Origin of the sequence: Streptomyces acidicola, from assembly GCF_009377235.1 — a bacterium.
GTDB lineage: Bacteria > Actinomycetota > Actinomycetes > Streptomycetales > Streptomycetaceae > Streptomyces > Streptomyces acidicola.
Genome location: NZ_VMNX01000182.1, coordinates 1 through 18824, shown reverse-complemented (window position 1 = coordinate 18824; position 18824 = coordinate 1). Strand labels below are relative to the sequence as shown.

Here is an 18824-nt window from a genome sequence, read left to right as displayed (position 1 = left end):
CCCCCTCTCCCGTTCCTCTGCTCCCCCATCCACCCGCACTTGGACACCATGACCACCACCATTGATTCCGACGACTATCTGCGCCGGATGCCGAAGACGGACCTGCACTGCCATCTGATCGGCACCGTGCGGGCCGAGACGTTCGCCGAACTCGCCCGGCGTCACCGCCTGGACCTTCCGGCTGCGCCCGAGACGATCTTCCGTGACGTCAACTCGCTGCCGCCGGACCCGAAGCTGTACGAGAACACCCGCATCCCGGTGCCGCGTGGGCGGGCCGCCGACGAGCCGGAGGTGTCCTACTCCCTGTTCCAGGTGTCGGGGTGGGTCGTCGAGGCGCTGCGGGACGCCGACGATCTGACGCGGATCACGTACGAGGCGTTCGAGGCGGCCCACCGCACCAGCTCCGTGCGCCACTTGGAGGTGTCGTTCGACGGCGTGCCGCCGCATCTGCGTGCTCTCGGCTATCTGGGCGCGGTCGAGGCGTACGCCGAGGGAATCCGGCTGGCCGAGCGCGACTTCGGCATGAGCGGCCGGCTCATCGCCGCCGTCGACCGCAGCACCACCGCCGAGCAGGCCCTGGCGCGGGTGCGCGAGGTGGTGGACAACCCGCACGAGTACGTCGCCGGGATCGGTCTGGACAACCTGGAGACCGTGGGTCCGCCGGAGCGTTTCGCGGACGCCTTCCGGCTGGCGGGGCAGGCGGGGCTGCGCCGCACCGCGCACTCCTCCGAGCACGCGCCGGTGGCGGTCAACACCGTCACCTGCCTCGACCTGCTCGGCTGCGACCGTATCGATCACGGCTACTACGTGCTGGAGGACGACGAGGTCGTGGCCCGATGCCGTGCCGAACGCGTGCCGTTCGTCGTCGCCTTCACCACCTCACGCCGGTCCTGGCGGCCCTGGCGACGGGCGTCCGTCGCGGCGATGGTCGAGGCCGGGCTGAACGTGATCCTCGCCGACGACGACCCGGGCCTGTTCCCGACGACGCTGACCGACGAGTACCGGATCGCCGCCGACGACCTGGGCCTGAGCCGGACGACGCTGCGCGCCATGTCGCTCGCCGGCGTCGACGCCTGCTGGCTGCCCGAGGCCGACAAGGCCGCGCTGCGGCAACGGTTCGTCGCCGAGTTCGACGCGCTGGACGCGTCCGGGGCCGAGCCCGCGGACGCACCGGGTCACCACCCCGAGTAGTGGTACTCGGGGAGCCAACCGGGGCTGACCCAGTTGGCTCCCCGAGGGTCTCCTCCGCCGTCGTCAGCACGGCGTCGTCAGCGCCCGCCGGACTCCGCGCTCCTGTCGATCAGTTCCTGCACGCGGTGCGGTGCGTAGATGCCGTCGACCAGCAGTTGGGTCAGGCCCATGACACCGGCACGCGGGTCCAGGGCGCTGCGGACGATCTGGAGGTTGCGGGTCGCGAGCGGTAGTGAGCGGCGGTAGACGACCTCACGGATCCCGGCGAAGAGCTGCTCGTCGGTGTGGGCGAGCTGGCCGCCGATCGCGATGACGCGGGGGTTGAACATGTTGACCGCGTCGGCGATGGCGACGCCGAGAATACGGGCGGCCCGCCGGGCCAGGCGTACGGCCGTGAGGTCGCCGGAGCGTATGAGGCGGACGGCGTCGTTGACGCTTCTGACGTCGTGTCCGGCCTCGCGGAGGTCGCGGACCAGGGCCCAGCCGCCCGCGTAGGCCTCGACGCAGCCGGTGTTGCCGCATCTGCAGACCGGGGGTTCCTTGATGTCGTCGACGGTGACCTGGATGTGACCGACGTCGCCGGCCGCGCCGTCGGCGCCGCGGTGGATGCGGCCGCCGGCGATCATGCCGGTGCCGACGCCGGTGCCGATCTTGACCATGAGCAGATGGTCGACGTCCGGGTAGCGCAGGCGCTGTTCGCCGTACGCCATCGCGTTGACATCCTTGTCGACGAGGACGGGGCAGTCGTAGCGGGGGCCCAGGCGGCCGGGGATGTTGTAGCGGTCCCAGCCGGTCATGATCGGCGGGCTGACGACGCGTCCGGTGGCGAAGTCGACCGGGCCCGGCACACCGACGCCCACACCGAGGACGTCCCTCTCCGTGTACCCGGTCTCCGCCAGGAGTTCGGCGAACAGCCCCTCGACGACGGCGAGTCCGGCCTCCGGTCCGGTGGTCACGTCGGAGGCGGCCTCCCGTTCGGCGCGCACCTCGCCCGCCAGGTCGCAGACCGCGGTGCGCAGGCCGGTCGCGCCGAGGTCGGCGACCAGCAGGACCCCCCTGCTGCGGTTGACGACGAACCGTCCGGCCGGGCGGCCGCGGGTGCGGGCGTCCCGGGGCGCCGGGACGAGCAGACCGGCGCCGAGCAGGCCGTCGAGGCGCTGATTGACCGTGGTGCGCGACAGGCCGGTGTGCTGCACGACGTCGGTCTTCGTGAGGCCGTCGATGACGTCGCGGAACAGGGCCAGGATCTCGCCCGGACTGGTCCCGGCCCGCGCGGCGGCTGCGTTCGTCGTATCCACCCCGACACCTTAGCTATGACGGCGACTGTACGGAAATAGCAAAAGTTTTGACGGAAAAAGTCGAAAGAAGGCATTGCCAGCTCCCATAACGAGCCGTACCGTCTAGCCGCATCCAGTGGGAAAGGGACACCCCCATGCACACACTTCACAAAGCCGTGAGGAACCGGGCCGCCGTGGTCAGAGCCTCCGGCAGCCGCACCGCCGTCACCGGGATCGTGCTGGCCGTCACCGGGGCGCTGGCACTGAGCGCCTGCGGTTCCGGCGACTCGTCGGGCTCGGGGGCGGAAGGCAGCACCAAGTACGCCGCCGTGATCAAGGGACTGGACAACCCCTTCTTCCAGAGCATGGAGCAGGGCATCGGCGCCCAGGCGAAGGCCGGCGACGTCTCGGTCAAGGTGCAGGCCGCCAACTCGATCACGGACACCACGGGCCAGGCCGACAAGCTCGCCGGTCTCTCCGGGCAGTCGTACGGCTGCTTCATCGTGAACCCGATCTCCGCCACGAACCTGGTGCAGGGGCTGGCCAAGGTCGCCATGGCGAAGAAGACGATCGTCAACATCGACAACCCGATCGACGCGAAGGCCGCCGAGGCGGCGAACGCGACGCCCGCGACGTACATCGGCACGGACAACGTGGACGCCGGAAAGACGGCCGGCGCGCAGATGGTGAAGCTGCTGCCGCAGGGCGGTGACGTCGCCGTGATCGGCGGCATCGCCGGTGACGTCACCAGCGGCGCCCGCGTCGACGGCTTCAAGCAGGGCATCGGCTCGGACCTGAAGGTCGTACAGACCGTCGCCGCCGACTGGGACCGGCAGACGGCGCTGACCGCCGCCACCGACGTGATGCGCGCGCACCCGGGCCTCAAGGGCTTCTTCGTCGCCAACGACGACATGGGCCTCGGTGTCGCGCGGGCCATAGCGAACGCGGGCAGGACGGGCAAGGTCAAGGTCATCAGCGTCGACGGCATCAAGGACGCGCTGGAGGCCGTCAAGGCGGGCACGCTCGACGCGACGGTGGCCCAGTACCCGTACACCATCGGGCAGATGGGCGTGGAGGCCTGCCAGGCGGCGGCCAAGGGCAAGACCCTGCCCAAGAACGTCAAGGCGCCTGTGGAGCTCGTCACCAAGGCCGACGCGGACAAGGCGCTGGCCAGCACTCCGAAGCCCTTCGGCAGCTATGACGACCCGTTCACGACGCCCGACAAGTAACCCGGCAGCCGTGCCGCCGGAAGAACGGAAGACCATGACTGACGCAACACTCGCGGCTCCTCAGCGAGGGCCGGACCACCGGGCCTGGGCGGCGCGCCTGCGCGACGTCGGCTTCTGGGCCGACTGGGCCGCGCTGGTCGGGCTCGTCGTGCTGGTGATCGTCTTTCAGAGCGCCAACTCGACCTTCCTGAGCGTCGGGAACATCCAGTCGATGCTCGTGGCGGCGGCGATCCTGATCATCCTGGCCGTCGGCCAGACGTTCGTGATCGCGACCTCCGGCATCGACCTGTCGATCGCGTCGGCGATGACGCTGGGGGCGGTCGCCTTCGGCCAGGCCTACCAGGCGGGCTGGGGGCTCGGCCCGGCGTGTCTGCTGGCGGTGGCGGCCTCGGCCGCCGTGGGTGTGGCCAACGGGCTCATCGTGGCGCGCGGGAAGATCACCGACTTCATCGTCACGCTCGGCGCGCTGTCGGCGGCGTCCGGACTCGCCCTGATCCTGTCCGACGGCAAGCCCGTGACCGTCGTCGACGCATCGCTGCTGAAGCTGTCCACCGGCGGTCTCGGAGTGCTGGGCTGGACGTTCCTGATCGCCGCGGGTGTCGCCGTCGCGGCGCATGTGGTGCTGTTCCACACCAGGTTCGGCACGCATGTGCTCGCCACCGGTGGCGCACCGGAGTCGGCGTCCGCGATGGGCATCAGCACGGCCCGCATCAAGATCGCGGTGTATGTGATCTCCGGTGTGCTGGCGGGGCTCGGCTCCATCCTCCTGGTGGCCCGGGTCGGCGCCGCGGAACCCGCCGCCAACACCTCGTTCCTGCTCAACTCCGTGGCGGCCGTGGTGCTCGGCGGGGTCAGCCTCTTCGGCGGGCGGGCCACGATCATCGGCCCGGTGATCGGAGCGCTGCTGCTGACCGCACTGGTCAACGGGCTGACCCTGCTCGGCGTCTCGCAGTTCTACCAGCCGCTGTCCGTCGGCATCGTCGTGGTGCTTGCGGCCTTCCTCACGAGGTTCCAGCGATGACCCACCCCCTGCCCTCCGACGGGCCGGCCGCCGTGGCCGAACCCCTCATCGCCTGCGAGGACGTCTCGCTGTCCTTCGGCAGCGTACGGGCCCTCTCCGAGGTGTCCCTCACCCTGCGGCCCGGCGAGATCACCGCGCTCGTGGGCGACAACGGCGCCGGCAAGTCCACCCTCGTGCGCTGCATTTCCGGCGTCCACCGTCCCGACAGCGGGCGCATCCTCTTCGACGGCTCGCCCGTCGACTTCCACTCGCCCGAGGACGCCCGCGACGCCGGCATCGAGACCGTGCACCAGAACCTCGCGCTCGTCGAGGACCTCGCGGTCTGGCAGAACCTGTTTCTGAACAGGGAGCTGGTGCGCCGCTTCGGCCCCGTCGCCTTCCTGGACCGGCGGGCCATGCAGAAGCGGGCCAAGGAGATGGTGTCCGCCCTCGCGGTCAACGTGCCCGCGGTCGACTCCCGCGTACGCCGGCTGTCGGGCGGACAGCGTCAGGCCGTCGCCATCTGCCGTGCGGCGGGCTTCAGTTCGCGGCTGGTCATCATGGACGAGCCCACGGCCGCCCTCGGCGTCCAGGAGACCGCGAAGGTCGAGGACCTGATCCATGGGCTGCGCGACGACGGCCACACCGTGCTGCTCATCAGCCACAACTTCGCACAGGTCATGCGGCTCAGCGACCAGGTGTGGGTGATGCGCGCCGGCCGCTGCGTCGGTGGCCGGCGCACCGCCGAGACCACCGGCGACGAGATCGTCTCCCTCATCACGGGAGCCCGGATTGACTGAGGAGTCCCCTTCCATGACCGCCGCGAAGACCGTAGCGACCTCCGCCCCGAACCCGATCGGAGTGCACGCCCTCGTCTGGGTGGGCGACACCTCGCCCGCCTCGGTGAGCCACGCCGTCGAGCGCACCAGGGCCGCCGGATTCGACCTGCTGGAGCTGTCACTGCACGACTCCGTCAACCTCGACGTGAGCGCGGCCCGCAAGGAGATCGCCGACGCGGGCCTGAAGGTCGCGTGCTCGCGGGGTCTCGCCTTCGACGCCGATGTCTCCAGCGCCGACCCGGCCGTCGTCGAGCGCGGCGAGAAACTGCTGCACGACTCGCTCGCCGTCACTCACGGCCTGGGCGGTACGCACTTCACGGGCGCCCTCTACAGCGCGCTCGGCAAGTACGGCGCCCCGCTGAGCAGCGCGGGCCGCGCCAACGTCGTCTCCGTCCTGCGGCGGCTCGCGCAGGAGGCCCACGGGCTCGGCATGACGCTCGGCCTGGAGGTCTGCAACCGGTACGAGACGAACGTCGTCAACACCGCCCGCGACGCGCTCGCCCTCGCCGACGACATCGGCGAGGACAACGTCCTGATCCACCTGGACACGTACCACATGAACATCGAGGAGGACGACCTGGTCCGGCCCGTGCGCGAGGCGGGCGACCGGCTCGGCTACGTCCACATCGGCGAGAACCACCGCGGCTACCTCGGCTCCGGCCATCTGGACTTCACGGCCTTCTTCCACGCGCTCGCCGACATCGGCTACCGCGGCCCCATCACCTTCGAGTCCTTCTCCTCCGCCGTGGTGGCACCGGGGCTCTCCGCCGACCTCGCCATCTGGCGCAACCTCTGGTCCGACGGCGAGGACCTGGCACGTCACGCGCGCGGCTTCATCGCCCAGCACCTGGCAGTGAGCGGCGTCCGCGCATGACCGTCGACGACCTTCTGCGGCGGGCCGCTTCCCTGGCCCGCCCCGGCGGCCGGGCGATCCTCGGTATCACCGGCAGCCCCGGCGCGGGCAAGACTACGCTGGCCGAACACCTGGTGCGCGAGCTCAACGGGGACGGACCGCCCTGGGTCGCTCACGTCCCGATGGACGGCTTCCACCTCGCCGATGTCGAACTGGACCGGCTGGGCCGCCGCGACCGCAAGGGCGCGCCGGACACCTTCGACGCGGCCGGGTACGCGGCACTGCTGCGGCGGCTGCGCGAGGAGACCGGCGAGGTGGTGTACGCGCCGGGTTTCGAGCGCGTACTGGAACAGCCGATCGCGGGTGCCCTCCCCGTGCCACCGTCGGCCCGCCTGATCGTGACCGAGGGCAACTACCTTCTGCTGGAGACCGGTTCCTGGGCGCGCGTGCGTCCGGAGCTGGACGAAGTGTGGTTCTGCGATGCGGACGAGGAGGTCAGGATCCGCCGACTCGTGGCACGGCACGAGGAGTTCGGCAAGCCGCACGACACGGCGGTCGCCTGGGTCCTGGGCACCGACCAGCGCAACGCGGATCTCGTCGCGGGCACCCGTGACCGGGCGGACCTGGTCATTCCCGGGGCGGACCTGCCGGGCCCCCGCGATCCTGCGGCACGGCGGTAGGCGGGGCCACCGGCGCGCCACCGCACGGCGCCGTTACGTGTCGGTGGTTCGTACGCGGAGTCGAGGCTGTCGGCCGAGGAGTTCGGCCAGGCCCTGGCGGGAGGCGGCGAGGACCACACGGTCCTCGGCTCGCAGGACGTAGCCGGGGTGGAGGTCCCATACGAGTCCGCCGGGACGGTCGGCGCCGTCGGGCGCGGGCGGAGCGGAGAGGTCGGGCCGCCGCTCGTCCGGCCCGGCCGTGTCCAGGGCCAGGACACGCCAGGCTCCGGGGCGGAAGGATTCGGCGATCGTACGTCCCTCCAACTGCGGGTGCCCGGCGACATCGAGAGCGGCGAAGAGCAGCACGCGGCGTTCGACGGGTATGGCCCCGAGGATCCGGCGGCCCATCATGGCCCCGGCGAAGGCGGGTGCCGCGAGGCTGGAGACGCTGCGGCTGCGGGTGAGGGCTCGGGGGTGGGCGGTGCGCAGGGTGCGGTAGACGGCGGTGGCGAAGTCGTCGTCGTACAGCCGCAGCGCCACTCTCAGGTCCTGTTTGACGGAGCGTGCGTAGAGGGCTGCTTCCAGGTTCGTGGTGTCGATGCTGGTGAGAGCGAGCAGAGCATGCGCGCGATGCGTTTTGGCGGCCTCCAGCACGCCTTCCTGCGTGGCGTCACCGATGACGGTGGGGACGCGCAGACGGCGGGCGAGCGGGATGCCTCGCGCTTCGGGGTCCTCTTCCACGCACACCACGGGAATGTCGAGTTCCCTGAGCCGGACCAGCACCCGGGTGCCGATCTTGCCGAGACCGAGCAGGACGACGTGGCCGGACAGGCCACGCGGCGGCCGGCGCAGCGCGGACGCGGTACGGAAGGCGCCGAGCGCTTCCAGGACGGCCGCGAGCAGCACCGGCATGAGCAGCAGTCCGGCCAGGCCGGCGAGGAGTTGGAGCACCTGGCGTGCCGAGGGCTCGCCGAGCGCCGGGTCGCCCATCGCGAAGAGATCGAGGAGTGTGAGGTACGAGGCGTGCAGCGGATGGTCGCCGGTGGTCAGCCAGGTCGCGACGGCCACTCCCAGGACACAGGCCGCGAGCCCGGCCACTGACCAGCGCAGTCGGCGGGAGAAGAGCGAACTCAGCGGCAGTCCGCGTCTCGCCAGCCGTCGCGGGCCGGAGCTTGAGGCGGTGTGCGTGACGGTTTCGAGGACGACGGTGTCGTGTCCGGTGGCGCCGGCGATCGTGTCGTCATCGGGCAGCAGGATGGGGGCCTCCCGGCCGCTGGCGTCCGAACCCTCCGCTCCTGCCGGGTCGTTGGTGGTCGAGGACAGCAGGGCGAGGGTGCACAGGCCGGGATCCTGGGCGTGGCCGGCTGGGGTGCGTTCCACGGCGCGCAGGAGCAGTCCGTCGGCCTGAACGACCTTGCTGGTGCCGGCGACGGCGGTGGCCGCCAGTGCGGGCGCGGCGGTGTCGGCGTCCGAGAGGACGGTGGTGGAGGTGTCGAGGGCCTCGGGGTCCAGTCCGGGGACGGTGAGGGTGGCGGCCTGGTCGAGGAGTTCTTCCAGGTGCTGGCCGAGCCTGCGGTTGTAGAGCCGGATGACCAGGCGCAGCCGGGGGTTGAGGCGGCGGGCGGCCAGCGCGACGTGGATGTTGGTCTCGTCGTCGTCATGGACCAGGGCCAGTGCTGCTGCCTCGCGTACGCCCGCCTCGTCCAGGGCGGCTTCGTCGAGTGCGTCGGCCTCGATGATGCGTGGCGTCGCGGTGTCGCCGGAGGTGGCCGAGGACTCCGTACGGCTCATGGCGGCCTGCACCCGGGCGAGCAGTGCCGCGGCGCGTGACCATCCGGTGGTGGCGCCGGGCCGTCGTGAGGGCGGTACGACGAGCGTGACCCGCTCCCGGTACACCGTGGCGAGTTCGGCGGCCAGCCGCTCGGCGAGCGTGTCGTCGCCGCACACGATCATGTGTCCCGGACGCGGTACGCCGCGTGCGGGCTGAGGCAACGTGATCACTCGGTACCGCACCCCCAGGTCAGGCTGGTGAGAGGCGGTGCTGGGAGGGGCACCACTCCACCAACCACCCTGAAGAGCGCGCTGAGCGTCATTTCCGGACCCCCGATCGGCAAAGCTTCCTCCGCCTGCTTCGGCCGCCTGCTTCCGTCAAGATCGCCGACCAGACTTCCCGGCACATCGCTGGGAACATAACAGGCTTCTGACATGGCGTCACAGGGGCGCAGACGAGCCGTGGCCACGCCGCCCCGCGTCCCGGCGCCCTCACCGATGAAGCCTGTTCACGGGGCCCGTTGAAGCCGATTCACAGGGGTCTGTTCGGCCAGTCGAGCAGCCGGGCTCCGAGCACGGCGGTCTGCAGGGTGTAGCGGTGGGCGGGGTCGGTGGGGTCGCTGCCGGTGAGCGTATGGATGCGCTCCAGCCTGTAGGTCAGCGCGCGCACGCTGAGTGACAGCTGACGGGCGGCCGCGGCGGCCACGCAGCCGTTGTCGAAGTACGCGGTGAGGGTGTCCAGCAGCGGCTGCGCTCCGCCGCGCGCCCGCGCCAGCGGCCCCAGAGTGTGGTCCACCAGGTCCACCAGCGCCTGCCGGTCCCGGGCCAGGACAGGGAAGACCAGCAGGTCGGCGGCGCGCAGCAGCGGGTCGTCGAGGCCCATGCGCTGGGCGACGTCCAGGGCGTTGAGGGCCTCCTCGTAGCTGTGGCCGATGCCGACGGTACCGGTCCGGGGGCGGCCGATGGCGACTTGGCTGGCGCCGGTGGCGGCGTAGACGAGCTTGGCGAAGTGGACGAGGACGTCCTGCTGGTCACCGGGGGCGATGCACACCATGCGCCCGTCCTTCGTGGTGAACAGGATCCGGCGGCTTTCGAACCGTGCGAACAAGTCGTCCGCCACCTGCCGGGGGACGGGGTCGGTCTCGTCGTAGGCCTCCGGCCCCTCGGCCACGGCGACCGCATGGCCGCGGGACAGGCGCAGCCCGAACCGCTCGCAGCGCGAGGCGAGTTGGCCGGGGTCGCCGCGTCTGTGGAGCAGGTCGTCGATGAACTCGCGCCGGGCCGCCTCCTCCTTGCGGACGACAAGTCGCTGGGCACGCTCGTATCCGTCGGCGAAGGCATCGACCGCCTGCTCGATCACGGTCAGGACATGGTCCGGATCGGCTGCCGCGGGGTGGCGCTCGCGGCCGGCGGTGATGTGGGCGCGCACCAGAGCACGCCAGCCGTGCCCGGCTTCGGCCGCCCTGGCGCCCAGCGCGCGACGGGACTCGATCTCGTCGCGGGTCAGGCGGCGGCCCGTGGTGGCGGCGTCCGTGAGGATCCGCTCGAAGCCCTTGAGGAACGTCTCGTCGGCGGTCTGGACGGTCATGTCGTTTCCCCCTCGGTTCGGATGTTGTCGGCCGTTCTGGCGCGGCCGTGGGGAGAGCTGGAGCCTGCGCGATGCCGCACCAGCATGCCCCGCTCCTGCGCGTTCAGCGGTTGGCGTGCGCCGTTGCCTCGACGGGTTCGGCCACCACGGCGGCCTCCAGCGGCTCCTGCCGGGTACGGGTGACGCGGCGCGCGAGGGGCTCGGTCCAGCGGGCGGTGAGCGGGCCGAGGACAACCAGGATCAGGACGTAGGCGGTGGCCAGAGGGCCGATGCGCGGTTCGACGCCCACGGCGAGTCCGGCGATGACGATGGAGAACTCGCCGCGGGCGACCAGCGTTCCGCCCGCCCTCCAACGTCCCTTGACCGAGATCTCGGCGCGACGAGCGGCCCAGTACCCGGTGGCGATCTTGGTGAAGGCCGTCACGACGGCGAGGGCGAGCGCCGGCAGGAGAACCGGCGGGATGTCGGCGGGGTCGGTGGACAGGCCGAAGAAGACGAAGAAGACAGCGGCGAACAGATCCCGCAGCGGGGTGAGGAGGTTGCTGGCTCCCTCGGCGACTTCGCCGGACAGGGCGATGCCGACGAGGAAGGCACCGACGGCTGCGGAGACCTGGAGTTCCTGGGCGATGCCGGCGACGAGGAGCGTGAGGCCGAGCACGACCAGCAGGAGCATCTCCGCGTTCTCGGAGGAGACCGCACGGCTGATCAGCCGGCCGTGCCGCAGCGCCAGATACAGGACGGCTCCGACCGTGCCCAGGGCGATCAGCAGGGTGACGGTACCGCCCGCCAGGCTCACCCCGGCGAGCAGGGCGGTCAGGATCGGCAGGTACACCGCCATGGAGAGGTCTTCCAGGACCAGGATGCTGAGGATCACCGGTGTCTCGCGGTTGCCGAGCCGCCTGAGGTCGCCGAGGACCTTGGCGATGACCCCGGACGAGGAGATCCAGGTGACGCCCGCCAGCGCGACGGCGGCGACCGGCCCCCAGCCGAGCAGCAGCGCCATCGCGGCGCCGGGTACCGCGTTCAGGACGAAGTCGACCGCGCCGGAGGGGTACTGGGTCTTGAGGTTGGTGACGAGTTCGGAGGCGCTGTACTCCAGGCCCAGCAGGAGCAGCAGGAGGATGACGCCGATCTCGGCGCCGGTGGCCACGAACTCCTCGCTGGCCTGCAGGGGCAGGATGCCGCCGTGGCCGAAGGCGAGTCCGGCGAGAAGGTAGAGGGGTATGGGTGAGAAGCCCACCCGTCCGGCGAGGCGCCCCAGCAGCCCCAGGGCGAGGATGATGGCCCCGAGTTCGATGAGCATGGCGGTGGTGTCGTGCACGGGCGTCGGTCCTCCGGTTCGGTTCGGCGACGGCTTCTGTGCCTTCTCGGCAACGGGCGGTGAGCGGGTGCTGCGGGTGCTGCGGGTGGGGTCGGCGCGATGTGGCCGGGCGAGCGGGATGACGTCATCCGGGGTCCGGGCATGCCTGACCGGGTGTCGGTGCCGCAGGTGGTCGCAGGCCGCGTGCGCATCGGCAGGCCGTCATCTGCAGGTCGCCGGTCGGGTGGATGTGGATTCAGTCAGGGAGCGCCTGGCGTGTGCGTCGGACCGGAAGGTCAGACGCCGGGAACAGTGCTGCCCGATTCGGGCACGCTGTCACGAGCCGTGTTGTGGATGCGCGCGGCCCTGACAGCAGGGACGGGCGGGCGGCAGGAGGGCACGGTGGCGGGCAGAGCAAAGGCGTGGACAGCACGGCCCATGTCACGTCCCCCCGTCGCAGCGAGATCCAGCCCCGCCGGAAATGCAATCCCCTAAGAATGAGCAATTGGCCGCTCAATAGAGCATCCTGGCTCGGTAAAGGAGTTTACCGTACGACTAATGACGCATAAGGAATGTGTAGCCACACACCATCAGCAAATGGCCCGCGGATCGCGGCAATTGGGCGAACAGGTGTCCGCCTGACGCTGTTCCGCCGGGGAGGGGTGCTGGGGCGTCGGCCGCACTCCAGGTGCGCGACGGGTCCTCATGTCATCGCTGCGGTCAGGACCGGGGCGGACGGTTGCGGTGCCTGCGCACGGCCCGCTCGGGGTCGAACAGTTCCCCGGCCACACCTGCGAGAACCAGGCCGGCGGCGATGAGCAACCCGTGGGCCAGGGCAGTGCCGGTGCCCAGCACGACCAGGGCGACGGCGAGGAGCAGCCAGGCCCGTGTGTGCCGGTACTCGCTGGGGCGACAGGGCTTGCCGGCTCCGAGGGCGTGGGCGAACCGGGGATCGTCGCGGTGCATGCGGGCCTCGATCTCGTGGAGCCGCTGGTCGTCGATTTCGGCCATGACGCTTCCCTCCCGGCACCGGGCGGCAGTCGGACGTTGCGGTCAGGGGTGCGGCCCGTCCAGCCCCGTGAACAACACCAGCCACGCCGCCACACTCACGGCGCCCCCTCCCCCACACCGCGCCGACCCGTTCCGGCCGTGCCGGCGCCCGCCATGCGGCGCACCCACCTCGCCGCGGTACGACGCAACAGCAGCACCAGCAGGACCGGGCCGGAAACGGCCTCGGTGTGGCCAGGACGCCGGGGTGGCACGTGCATGGCTGCCGGGCTCCTCTCGTGATCCGAGAAGGGGGGATCGGCTACACCCTCACCCGCGGCCGACCGCGGCCACCATCGGGTCTGGCACCCAAATACGGGCAGGCCAGACCTGTAGCCACGATGTGAAATGGGTGCCAGACCCGATGGACACCCACCCCGGCCGGCGCCCAGGCTGGAACAGACGACTGCCTCGGACCCAGGCAGACTTCAGTGACCAGCAGGCCCACCGTCCACTTGCCCGGGGAGGCGGTACGGGGAGTGAGGACCACGTCGAGGAGGCGGTACCCGGTGCCCTTGTTCTGGAGAATCTTCCTGCTCAACGCCGTGGTGCTCATCACCGCCACCGCCCTGTTGCTGGGACCGGTGACCGTTTCCACCCCGGTACTGCTCACTGAGGCCGCGGTTCTCACGGTGGGCCTGAGTGTCATGCTCATCGCCAACGGGCTGCTGCTGCGGGTCACCCTCTCCCCGCTGCAACGTCTCACTCGCGTCATGACGACCATCGACCTGCTCCGCCCGGGACAGCGTCCCGTGGTCGCCGGCCAGGGAGAGGTCGCCGAGCTGATCGCCACGTTCAACACCATGCTCGACCGCCTGGAGGAAGAACGCGCCACCAGCAGCGCCCGTGCCCTGTCCGCCCAGGAGGCCGAACGCCGCCGCATCGCGCAGGAGCTCCACGACGAGGTGGGCCAGACCCTCACCGCCGTGCTGCTCCAGCTCAAACGCGTCGCCGGACATGCCCCGTCCGATCTGCGCGAGGAACTGCACCAGGTGCAGGAGACCACCCGGGGCAGCCTGGACGAAATCCGCCGTATCGCCCGGCGCCTGCGCCCCGGAGTCCTGGACGAACTCGGTCTGGCAAGCGCCCTCAAAGCCCTCACCACCGAGTTCACCAGCCCTGGCCTGACCGTCCAGCACCACCTCGACGCGGACCTGCCGCGCCTCGGCCACGAAACGGAACTGGTCCTCTACCGCGTCGCCCAAGAAGGGCTCACCAACACCGCTCGCCACGCACACGCCCGCCGCGCCGAACTCGCCCTGAACCGCACGGCGACCGGCGTGGAGTTGCGCATCCGCGACGACGGGCACGGCATCAAAGACGCCCCCGAAGGCGCGGGTATCCGCGGCATGCGCGAACGCGCGCTGCTGATCGGCGCGGACCTCGCTGTGGGCTCTGGCCCTGAAGGCGGCACGGAAGTCCGCTTGGCTGTCCCTGCCCCGGCCCCTGCCCCTGTATCCGCCCCCGTTCCCGACCGGACCCGCTGACCATGAACGAGCACACGCCCACCCGAATCCTCCTCGCCGACGACCATGCCCTGGTCCGTCGCGGGGTTCGCCTCATCCTGGACAGCGAACCCGACCTCACCGTCATCGCCGAGGCCGACAACGGCGCGGAGGCCCTCACTCAGGCCCGCACCCACCGCCCGGACCTGGCCATCCTCGACATCGCCATGCCCCGCCTGACCGGCCTGCAGGCCGCTCGCGAGCTCTCCCGCACCGAGCCGGACCTGCGCATCCTGATCCTGACGATGTACGACAACGAGCAGTACTTCTTCGAAGCCCTAGCCGCGGGAGCCTCCGGCTACGTCCTCAAATCCGTCGCCGACCGGGACCTCGTCGAAGCCTGCCGGGCCACCATGCGCGGCGAGCCCTTCCTCTACCCCGGAGCCGTCAAAGCCCTCATCCGCAACTACCTGGACCTCGCCCGGGAAGGCCGCGCCCTGCCCGCCAGGGCCATCACCGACCGCGAGGAGGAGATCCTCAAGCTCGTCGCCGAGGGCCACACCTCACAGGAGATCGCCGGCCTTCTCGTCATCAGCCCCAAGACCGTCGAACGCCACCGCGCCAACCTGCTCCAGAAACTCGGCCTGAAGGACCGCCTGGAACTCACCCGCTACGCCATCCGCGTCGGACTGATCGAACCCTGACCACACGAGGTACGTGGTTACCGCGCGGCCCGGCGGGCCGAGAGGGGCAGGACGAGGGTCGCCCACACCGTCTTGCCACCGGGCACGAGCCGCGTCCCCCAGTTCGACGCCAGCGCCGCGATCAGCGCCAGGCCCCGCCCGCTCTCCCCCTCGCACGCGGCCGCCCGTTTCACGATCGGCGCGGCCGAGCCGTCCTGGACCTCCACGCACACCTCACGACCGCGGATGCCCATGCCGAGGGTCAGCCATGCGCCCGCGCCGTGCAGCACCGCGTTGGTGACCAGCTCGGAGACGATCACTTCCAGTGCGGCAGCGGCATCCCCCTCCGCGTCCAGGCCGCACGCCCGGAGCATGTCCAGTGCCCGGTGCCGGGCCCCGGGCACGGTGGCGGGCTCTGCCGGCAGAAGCCAGCAGATCACTCCCTGGGGCGTGCCGGAGGCGGGGAGCTGAGCCGGCAGAGTCGGTCCGCGCGTCAGACGCTTCCCGCCAGAGGCGCCCGTATGGGAAGAAGGCGCGCCCTCCGGCCTGCAGGTGGTGTGGCTCTGGTGCATGGTGTCCCTGTCCTGAGTGGCGCGGAAGCGCTGTGTGCTGAGGTCCAGATCCTTGATCCCGAGGACCATGGCTCCCATGACGTGCCCTGTGGCACTGACGTTACGGATCCGAACGGCTCTTTTCTTGACCGTCGGAGACACCCACTTGCCCCTGCGTGACATGTCGTAAAACATCTCGTTTGACCAGGCAGTCTCCGGCGCGCATACCATGTGCACATGGAGTTCGCGGACCAGGGCGGTCTGGCGCTCCCGACCGGTACTCCGGGAGCCCTCATCGATGAGGTGACTTCCTTGGGCGCCTGGAAGGACGTCATCTGGGAGAGGTTTGTCTCGCTCCAGATCGCCCCCTCGGATGCCTCCGCGCTCACCGGGACGGTGCACACGAGGCAGATCGGACACCTCACGGCCTCTGCCGTCGCCTCGACGCCGCAGACGTTCACGCGCACACCCCGGCTGCTGTCCCACGACAACCGCAGCCTGCTCCAGGTGGGCCTGGTCGAACGTGGCACCGGACACCTTGAGCAGGACGGACGGACCTGCACCCTCACCGACGGCGACTTCGCCCTCTACGAGACGGCGCGGCCCTTCACCTGGTCCTTGGCCGGAGACTGGCGGCTGCTGGTATTCACCTGGCCCCGCGAAACCGTGCCGCTGTCCGATGCGGAAGGCCGGCGCTTGACTGCGCATACCCTCTGTAGCCGCGAAGGGGTCGGTCTGATCCTTTCGCCGATGCTCGGCCAACTGGTCATGAACCGGACAGGGCTGTCAGTCGCCAACTCCGCGCGACTGGCCGACGAAATAGCAGAACTCACCATCACCGCGGCTCTGGAAGCGGGACACGTCGACCAGACGACCGGGGAGACCGACCTGTTCCAGAGAGTCCGGGCCTACATTGAAACGCATCTCGACAACCCGGCCCTTGGCCCCCAGCGGATCGCTCAGGAGTTCTTCCTCTCGCCTCGGACGCTGCACCGGCTCTTCGCCCGTCACGACCTCACGGTGCACGCCTGGATCAAGGAACGACGTCTCGAAGCATCCCGACACGCGCTCACCGCTCCCGGATCACAGCATTCCCCGGTCACCGAAGTGGCCACCAGATACGGCTTCCGGGATGCGGCTGTCTTCAGTCGAGCGTTCTCCAGAGCGTACGGGGCAAGTCCCAGCCGCTACCGGATGCTGCACGTCGGGTAAGACCAGTCGCACGATGGGGCGGGACCCCACCAGGAGGTCCCGCCCCACCTTCAGTGGGCCACGCGGCAAATGAACCATGCGGCATGGGTCATGCGGCAATAGGCCATGCGGCAATGGGCCATGCGACCGGGCTCAGAAACGGTCCGGGGCACGCTCCGGGAGCGGAGACCCGGGGAGCACGTCCCGCTTCTGGTTCTTCCGTGCCTCCGCGTTCGAGTCGGCCGTCGCCTCGCAGGTCACGTCCTTCGCCGGGAGCTTGCCGCTGAACAGGTAGTCGGTGACCGTGCCGTCCGTGCACGCGTTGCCGTTCGGGTAGACGCCATGGCCCTCGCCGCCGAGGACGGTGACCATTTTCGAGCCCTTCAGATCGGCGTGCAGGGCCTGACCGCTGGGCAGCGGAGTCTGCGAGTCCCACTCGTTCTGGACGACCAGTGAGCCGACCCTGTTGTTCACGTTGGTCGCCGGTTCCACGGACTTGTCCCAGAACGCACAAGGCTTGATGCTGGACGCGAAGTCACCGAACAGCGGGTAACGGCCCTTGTCCCCGATGGCGTCCTGCCGGTAGCTCTCAGGATCGCGGGACCACGCGGCCGAGTTGTCACCGCACACCACGGCCCAGAAGCTCGCCGTCATGTTGTCGGACGGCACCTCGGCGGCATCGACGGCGGCGCCCGCAGTCCCGGTCCCCTCGGATCCGGCGAACGCCGCGAGCCTGTTCACGGAGGCGGGCTCACCGGCCGCGGCCTTCTTCAGCTCCACGACCCCCTCGGTGGCGTACTCCGGGCTGAAGACCGCCGCGCGCATGCCGCTGCGGATGTCATCACCGGTGGTCGGCTGCCCCTCCACCTCGATGGGCTTCTCGTCGGCCTGCGCGACCAGGTCCCAGAAGGTCCGGTCGACCTCCTTCGGGGTGTCCCCGAGGCCGTACTTCTCCGAACGCTCGGCGGCCCATTCGGTCCACCGGTCGAACGCGGGCTCGGCGCCCTCCGCCCACCACTGGATCATCCCTCGCCAGGCGCGCGCCGGATCGACCGCGCTGTCCAGCACGAACCGGTCGGCCCGTCCCGGGAAGAGCTGGGTGTAGACGGCGCCCAGGTAGGTGCCGTACGAGTAACCCACGTACGAGATCTTCTTCTCACCGAGGATCGCCCGGAGCAGATCCATGTCGCGCGCCGTGTTGCGCGTGGTGATGTGCGGGAGCGTGTCGCCCGCTTTCTCCTTGCACTTGTTCGCGACGTCGCGTGCCCAGGCGACGTCCTTGTCGAACGTCTCCTCCTTGTACGGCCGCAGCCAGTTCTCCTCCTCCGGCTCCAGATCGCAGGAAACCGGGCTGCTCTGTCCCACACCGCGCGGGTCGAAGCCGATGAGGTCGTACTTCTGCTGTGCGGACTCGGGGAGCCGCTCCTGCAACCCCAGCGGCATGTAGAGCCCCTGTCCCCCCGGGCCGCCGGGGTTGGAGAACAGGACACCGTGCCGCTTGTCGGGCGTGGTGCTCCTGATCCGGGATATGGCTAAGTCGATCCGCTTGCCCCCGGGAACCCGGTAGTCCAGCGGAACCTTGATCGTGGCGCACTCGAACTCCGCCGGAGCGTCGGCCTCGCACCGCTTCCACTGCGGCTTCTGCTTCACATACTGGTTCAGCGCACCCGTGGCGGCGGACGAGGAGGCGGTGGACGGGGTGGCGGCCGGAGCAGCGGTGGCCGTCGAGGTGGCAAGCACGGGAGCCAGCGTTGCCGTGACACTCACGGCCAACAGGGGCGCGAGACGTCGTCTGCGCACGATATCGATCCTTCCGGTCGCGTGTTCGGACAGGAAAGATCTTTCAGGAACCGGCCACGCATGCGGATCCCTCGCCGGGCTGCACCTCCCCTCCACCCTGGGAATGACACAACAGTGGTGGCTGGTACCCGAGTTGTAGGGGACGGACCGCCCTCAGCGAGGTGCGGCCCGCCTCAGCGCAGCGGCGACATCGGATCTCCGCGTACGTCTGGCAGACACAGTGGCTTCACGGACACCGGCGGCACGGGCGACAGTTCTGATCCGTGGTCCGGGGCCTCGCCGGCGCTCGCTCCGGCCGGGGCCCGGGCACGGTGGTCAGCAGTGTGCTCCGCGGGCGGCCTCGTGGAGGTGGCGCATGATGCCGGTGCGGCTGTGCGCTGCCCGGGTGGGCAGCGTGGGGG

Annotated in this window: 17 protein-coding genes; 9 read left to right on the top strand and 8 right to left on the bottom strand. The window is 70.4% G+C overall.

The features are described 5' to 3' along the window. On the top strand, positions 1 to 1191 hold a 1191-nt coding region (locus tag FPZ41_RS33725), incomplete at its 5' end, for an adenosine deaminase family protein (protein ID WP_322621059.1). A gap of 77 nt (positions 1192 to 1268) precedes the next feature. Here FPZ41_RS33725 and FPZ41_RS33720 read toward each other — a convergent pair. After that, positions 1269 to 2489 carry an ROK family protein gene (locus tag FPZ41_RS33720; protein ID WP_152867395.1) on the bottom strand — a complete coding sequence of 407 codons (1221 nt, stop codon included), beginning with the start codon at positions 2487 to 2489 and terminating at the stop codon, positions 1269 to 1271. A 134-nt stretch (positions 2490 to 2623) separates the two neighbouring features. Between FPZ41_RS33720 and FPZ41_RS33715 the strand changes: the two genes are divergently transcribed. Genes FPZ41_RS33715 through FPZ41_RS33695 form a run of 5 tightly spaced genes read left to right on the top strand, consistent with a single transcriptional unit; the run spans position 2624 to position 7069 of the window. Beyond that, entirely contained in the window at positions 2624 to 3697 is a 1074-nt protein-coding gene (locus FPZ41_RS33715) for a sugar ABC transporter substrate-binding protein (protein WP_152867394.1), read from the top strand. 34 nt (positions 3698 to 3731) lie between these two features. Further along, a complete protein-coding gene (locus FPZ41_RS33710; protein WP_152867393.1) occupies positions 3732 to 4718 on the top strand; it encodes an ABC transporter permease in 987 nt (328 codons plus the stop codon). Next, positions 4715 to 5497 carry an ATP-binding cassette domain-containing protein gene (locus FPZ41_RS33705; RefSeq protein ID WP_152867392.1) on the top strand — a complete coding sequence of 261 codons (783 nt, stop codon included), beginning with the start codon at positions 4715 to 4717 and terminating at the stop codon, positions 5495 to 5497. Before FPZ41_RS33710 ends, FPZ41_RS33705 begins: the two co-directional genes overlap by 4 nt. Positions 5498 to 5510: 13 nt before the next feature. Then, positions 5511 to 6410, top strand: coding sequence for a sugar phosphate isomerase/epimerase family protein (locus tag FPZ41_RS33700; protein WP_152867391.1), 900 nt, complete (start codon positions 5511 to 5513; stop codon positions 6408 to 6410). Further along, positions 6407 to 7069, top strand: coding sequence for a nucleoside/nucleotide kinase family protein (locus tag FPZ41_RS33695; RefSeq protein WP_152867390.1), 663 nt, complete (start codon positions 6407 to 6409; stop codon positions 7067 to 7069). The genes FPZ41_RS33700 and FPZ41_RS33695 overlap by 4 nt, the downstream gene beginning before the upstream one ends. Positions 7070 to 7102: 33 nt before the next feature. Here FPZ41_RS33695 and FPZ41_RS33690 read toward each other — a convergent pair whose 3' ends face one another. The 5 genes from FPZ41_RS33690 to FPZ41_RS47430 all read right to left on the bottom strand — a co-directional run bounded on the left by FPZ41_RS33690 (position 7103) and on the right by FPZ41_RS47430 (position 12974). Continuing rightward, on the bottom strand, positions 7103 to 9001 hold the full coding sequence (locus FPZ41_RS33690) for an NAD(P)-binding protein (protein WP_152867398.1): 1899 nt from the start codon (positions 8999 to 9001) through the stop codon (positions 7103 to 7105). 349 nt (positions 9002 to 9350) lie between these two features. After that, a complete protein-coding gene (locus FPZ41_RS33685) occupies positions 9351 to 10406 on the bottom strand; it encodes a PucR family transcriptional regulator (protein ID WP_152867389.1) in 1056 nt (351 codons plus the stop codon). A 103-nt stretch (positions 10407 to 10509) separates the two neighbouring features. Beyond that, on the bottom strand, positions 10510 to 11727 hold the full coding sequence (locus FPZ41_RS33680) for a cation:proton antiporter (RefSeq protein ID WP_165935002.1): 1218 nt from the start codon (positions 11725 to 11727) through the stop codon (positions 10510 to 10512). A gap of 699 nt (positions 11728 to 12426) precedes the next feature. Then, positions 12427 to 12717 carry a DUF3040 domain-containing protein gene (locus tag FPZ41_RS33675; protein WP_152867388.1) on the bottom strand — a complete coding sequence of 97 codons (291 nt, stop codon included), beginning with the start codon at positions 12715 to 12717 and terminating at the stop codon, positions 12427 to 12429. A gap of 95 nt (positions 12718 to 12812) precedes the next feature. Next, the gene (locus FPZ41_RS47430) at positions 12813 to 12974 is read right to left on the bottom strand and encodes a hypothetical protein (RefSeq protein ID WP_194236298.1); all 162 of its coding nucleotides are present in this window, start codon (positions 12972 to 12974) and stop codon (positions 12813 to 12815) included. 288 nt (positions 12975 to 13262) lie between these two features. Between FPZ41_RS47430 and FPZ41_RS33670 the strand changes: the two genes are divergently transcribed. Further along, a complete protein-coding gene (locus FPZ41_RS33670; protein ID WP_322621058.1) occupies positions 13263 to 14240 on the top strand; it encodes a HAMP domain-containing sensor histidine kinase in 978 nt (325 codons plus the stop codon). Positions 14241 to 14242: 2 nt separating this feature from the next. Beyond that, positions 14243 to 14902 (top strand): response regulator, encoded by a 660-nt coding sequence (locus FPZ41_RS33665; RefSeq protein ID WP_152867387.1) that lies wholly within the window; start codon positions 14243 to 14245, stop codon positions 14900 to 14902. 17 nt (positions 14903 to 14919) lie between these two features. Here FPZ41_RS33665 and FPZ41_RS33660 read toward each other — a convergent pair whose 3' ends face one another. Continuing rightward, positions 14920 to 15531 carry an ATP-binding protein gene (locus tag FPZ41_RS33660; protein WP_194236296.1) on the bottom strand — a complete coding sequence of 204 codons (612 nt, stop codon included), beginning with the start codon at positions 15529 to 15531 and terminating at the stop codon, positions 14920 to 14922. Positions 15532 to 15669: 138 nt separating this feature from the next. Here FPZ41_RS33660 and FPZ41_RS33655 point away from each other — a divergent pair, with 138 nt between their 5' ends. Continuing rightward, entirely contained in the window at positions 15670 to 16644 is a 975-nt protein-coding gene (locus FPZ41_RS33655; RefSeq protein ID WP_152867385.1) for a helix-turn-helix domain-containing protein, read from the top strand. Between the two features lie 132 nt (positions 16645 to 16776). Here FPZ41_RS33655 and FPZ41_RS33650 read toward each other — a convergent pair whose 3' ends face one another. After that, entirely contained in the window at positions 16777 to 18423 is a 1647-nt protein-coding gene (locus FPZ41_RS33650) for an alpha/beta hydrolase (RefSeq protein ID WP_322621057.1), read from the bottom strand. Positions 18424 to 18824 lie beyond the last annotated feature (401 nt).

Excerpts from the sequence above, each read along its gene's own strand:
- FPZ41_RS33715 (WP_152867394.1), top strand. The coding sequence starts at position 2,624 with ATGCACACACTTCACAAAGCCGTGAGGAACCGGGCCGCCGTGGTCAGA.
- FPZ41_RS33710 (WP_152867393.1), top strand. The coding sequence starts at position 3,732 with ATGACTGACGCAACACTCGCGGCTCCTCAGCGAGGGCCGGACCACCGG.
- FPZ41_RS33705 (WP_152867392.1), top strand. The coding sequence starts at position 4,715 with ATGACCCACCCCCTGCCCTCCGACGGGCCGGCCGCCGTGGCCGAACCC.
- FPZ41_RS33700 (WP_152867391.1), top strand. The coding sequence starts at position 5,511 with ATGACCGCCGCGAAGACCGTAGCGACCTCCGCCCCGAACCCGATCGGA.
- FPZ41_RS33695 (WP_152867390.1), top strand. The coding sequence starts at position 6,407 with ATGACCGTCGACGACCTTCTGCGGCGGGCCGCTTCCCTGGCCCGCCCC.
- FPZ41_RS33690 (WP_152867398.1), bottom strand. The coding sequence starts at position 9,001 with ATGATCGTGTGCGGCGACGACACGCTCGCCGAGCGGCTGGCCGCCGAA.
- FPZ41_RS33685 (WP_152867389.1), bottom strand. The coding sequence starts at position 10,406 with ATGACCGTCCAGACCGCCGACGAGACGTTCCTCAAGGGCTTCGAGCGG.
- FPZ41_RS33675 (WP_152867388.1), bottom strand. The coding sequence starts at position 12,717 with ATGGCCGAAATCGACGACCAGCGGCTCCACGAGATCGAGGCCCGCATG.
- FPZ41_RS47430 (WP_194236298.1), bottom strand. The coding sequence starts at position 12,974 with ATGCACGTGCCACCCCGGCGTCCTGGCCACACCGAGGCCGTTTCCGGC.
- FPZ41_RS33665 (WP_152867387.1), top strand. The coding sequence starts at position 14,243 with ATGAACGAGCACACGCCCACCCGAATCCTCCTCGCCGACGACCATGCC.
- FPZ41_RS33660 (WP_194236296.1), bottom strand. The coding sequence starts at position 15,531 with ATGGGAGCCATGGTCCTCGGGATCAAGGATCTGGACCTCAGCACACAG.
- FPZ41_RS33655 (WP_152867385.1), top strand. The coding sequence starts at position 15,670 with ATGGAGTTCGCGGACCAGGGCGGTCTGGCGCTCCCGACCGGTACTCCG.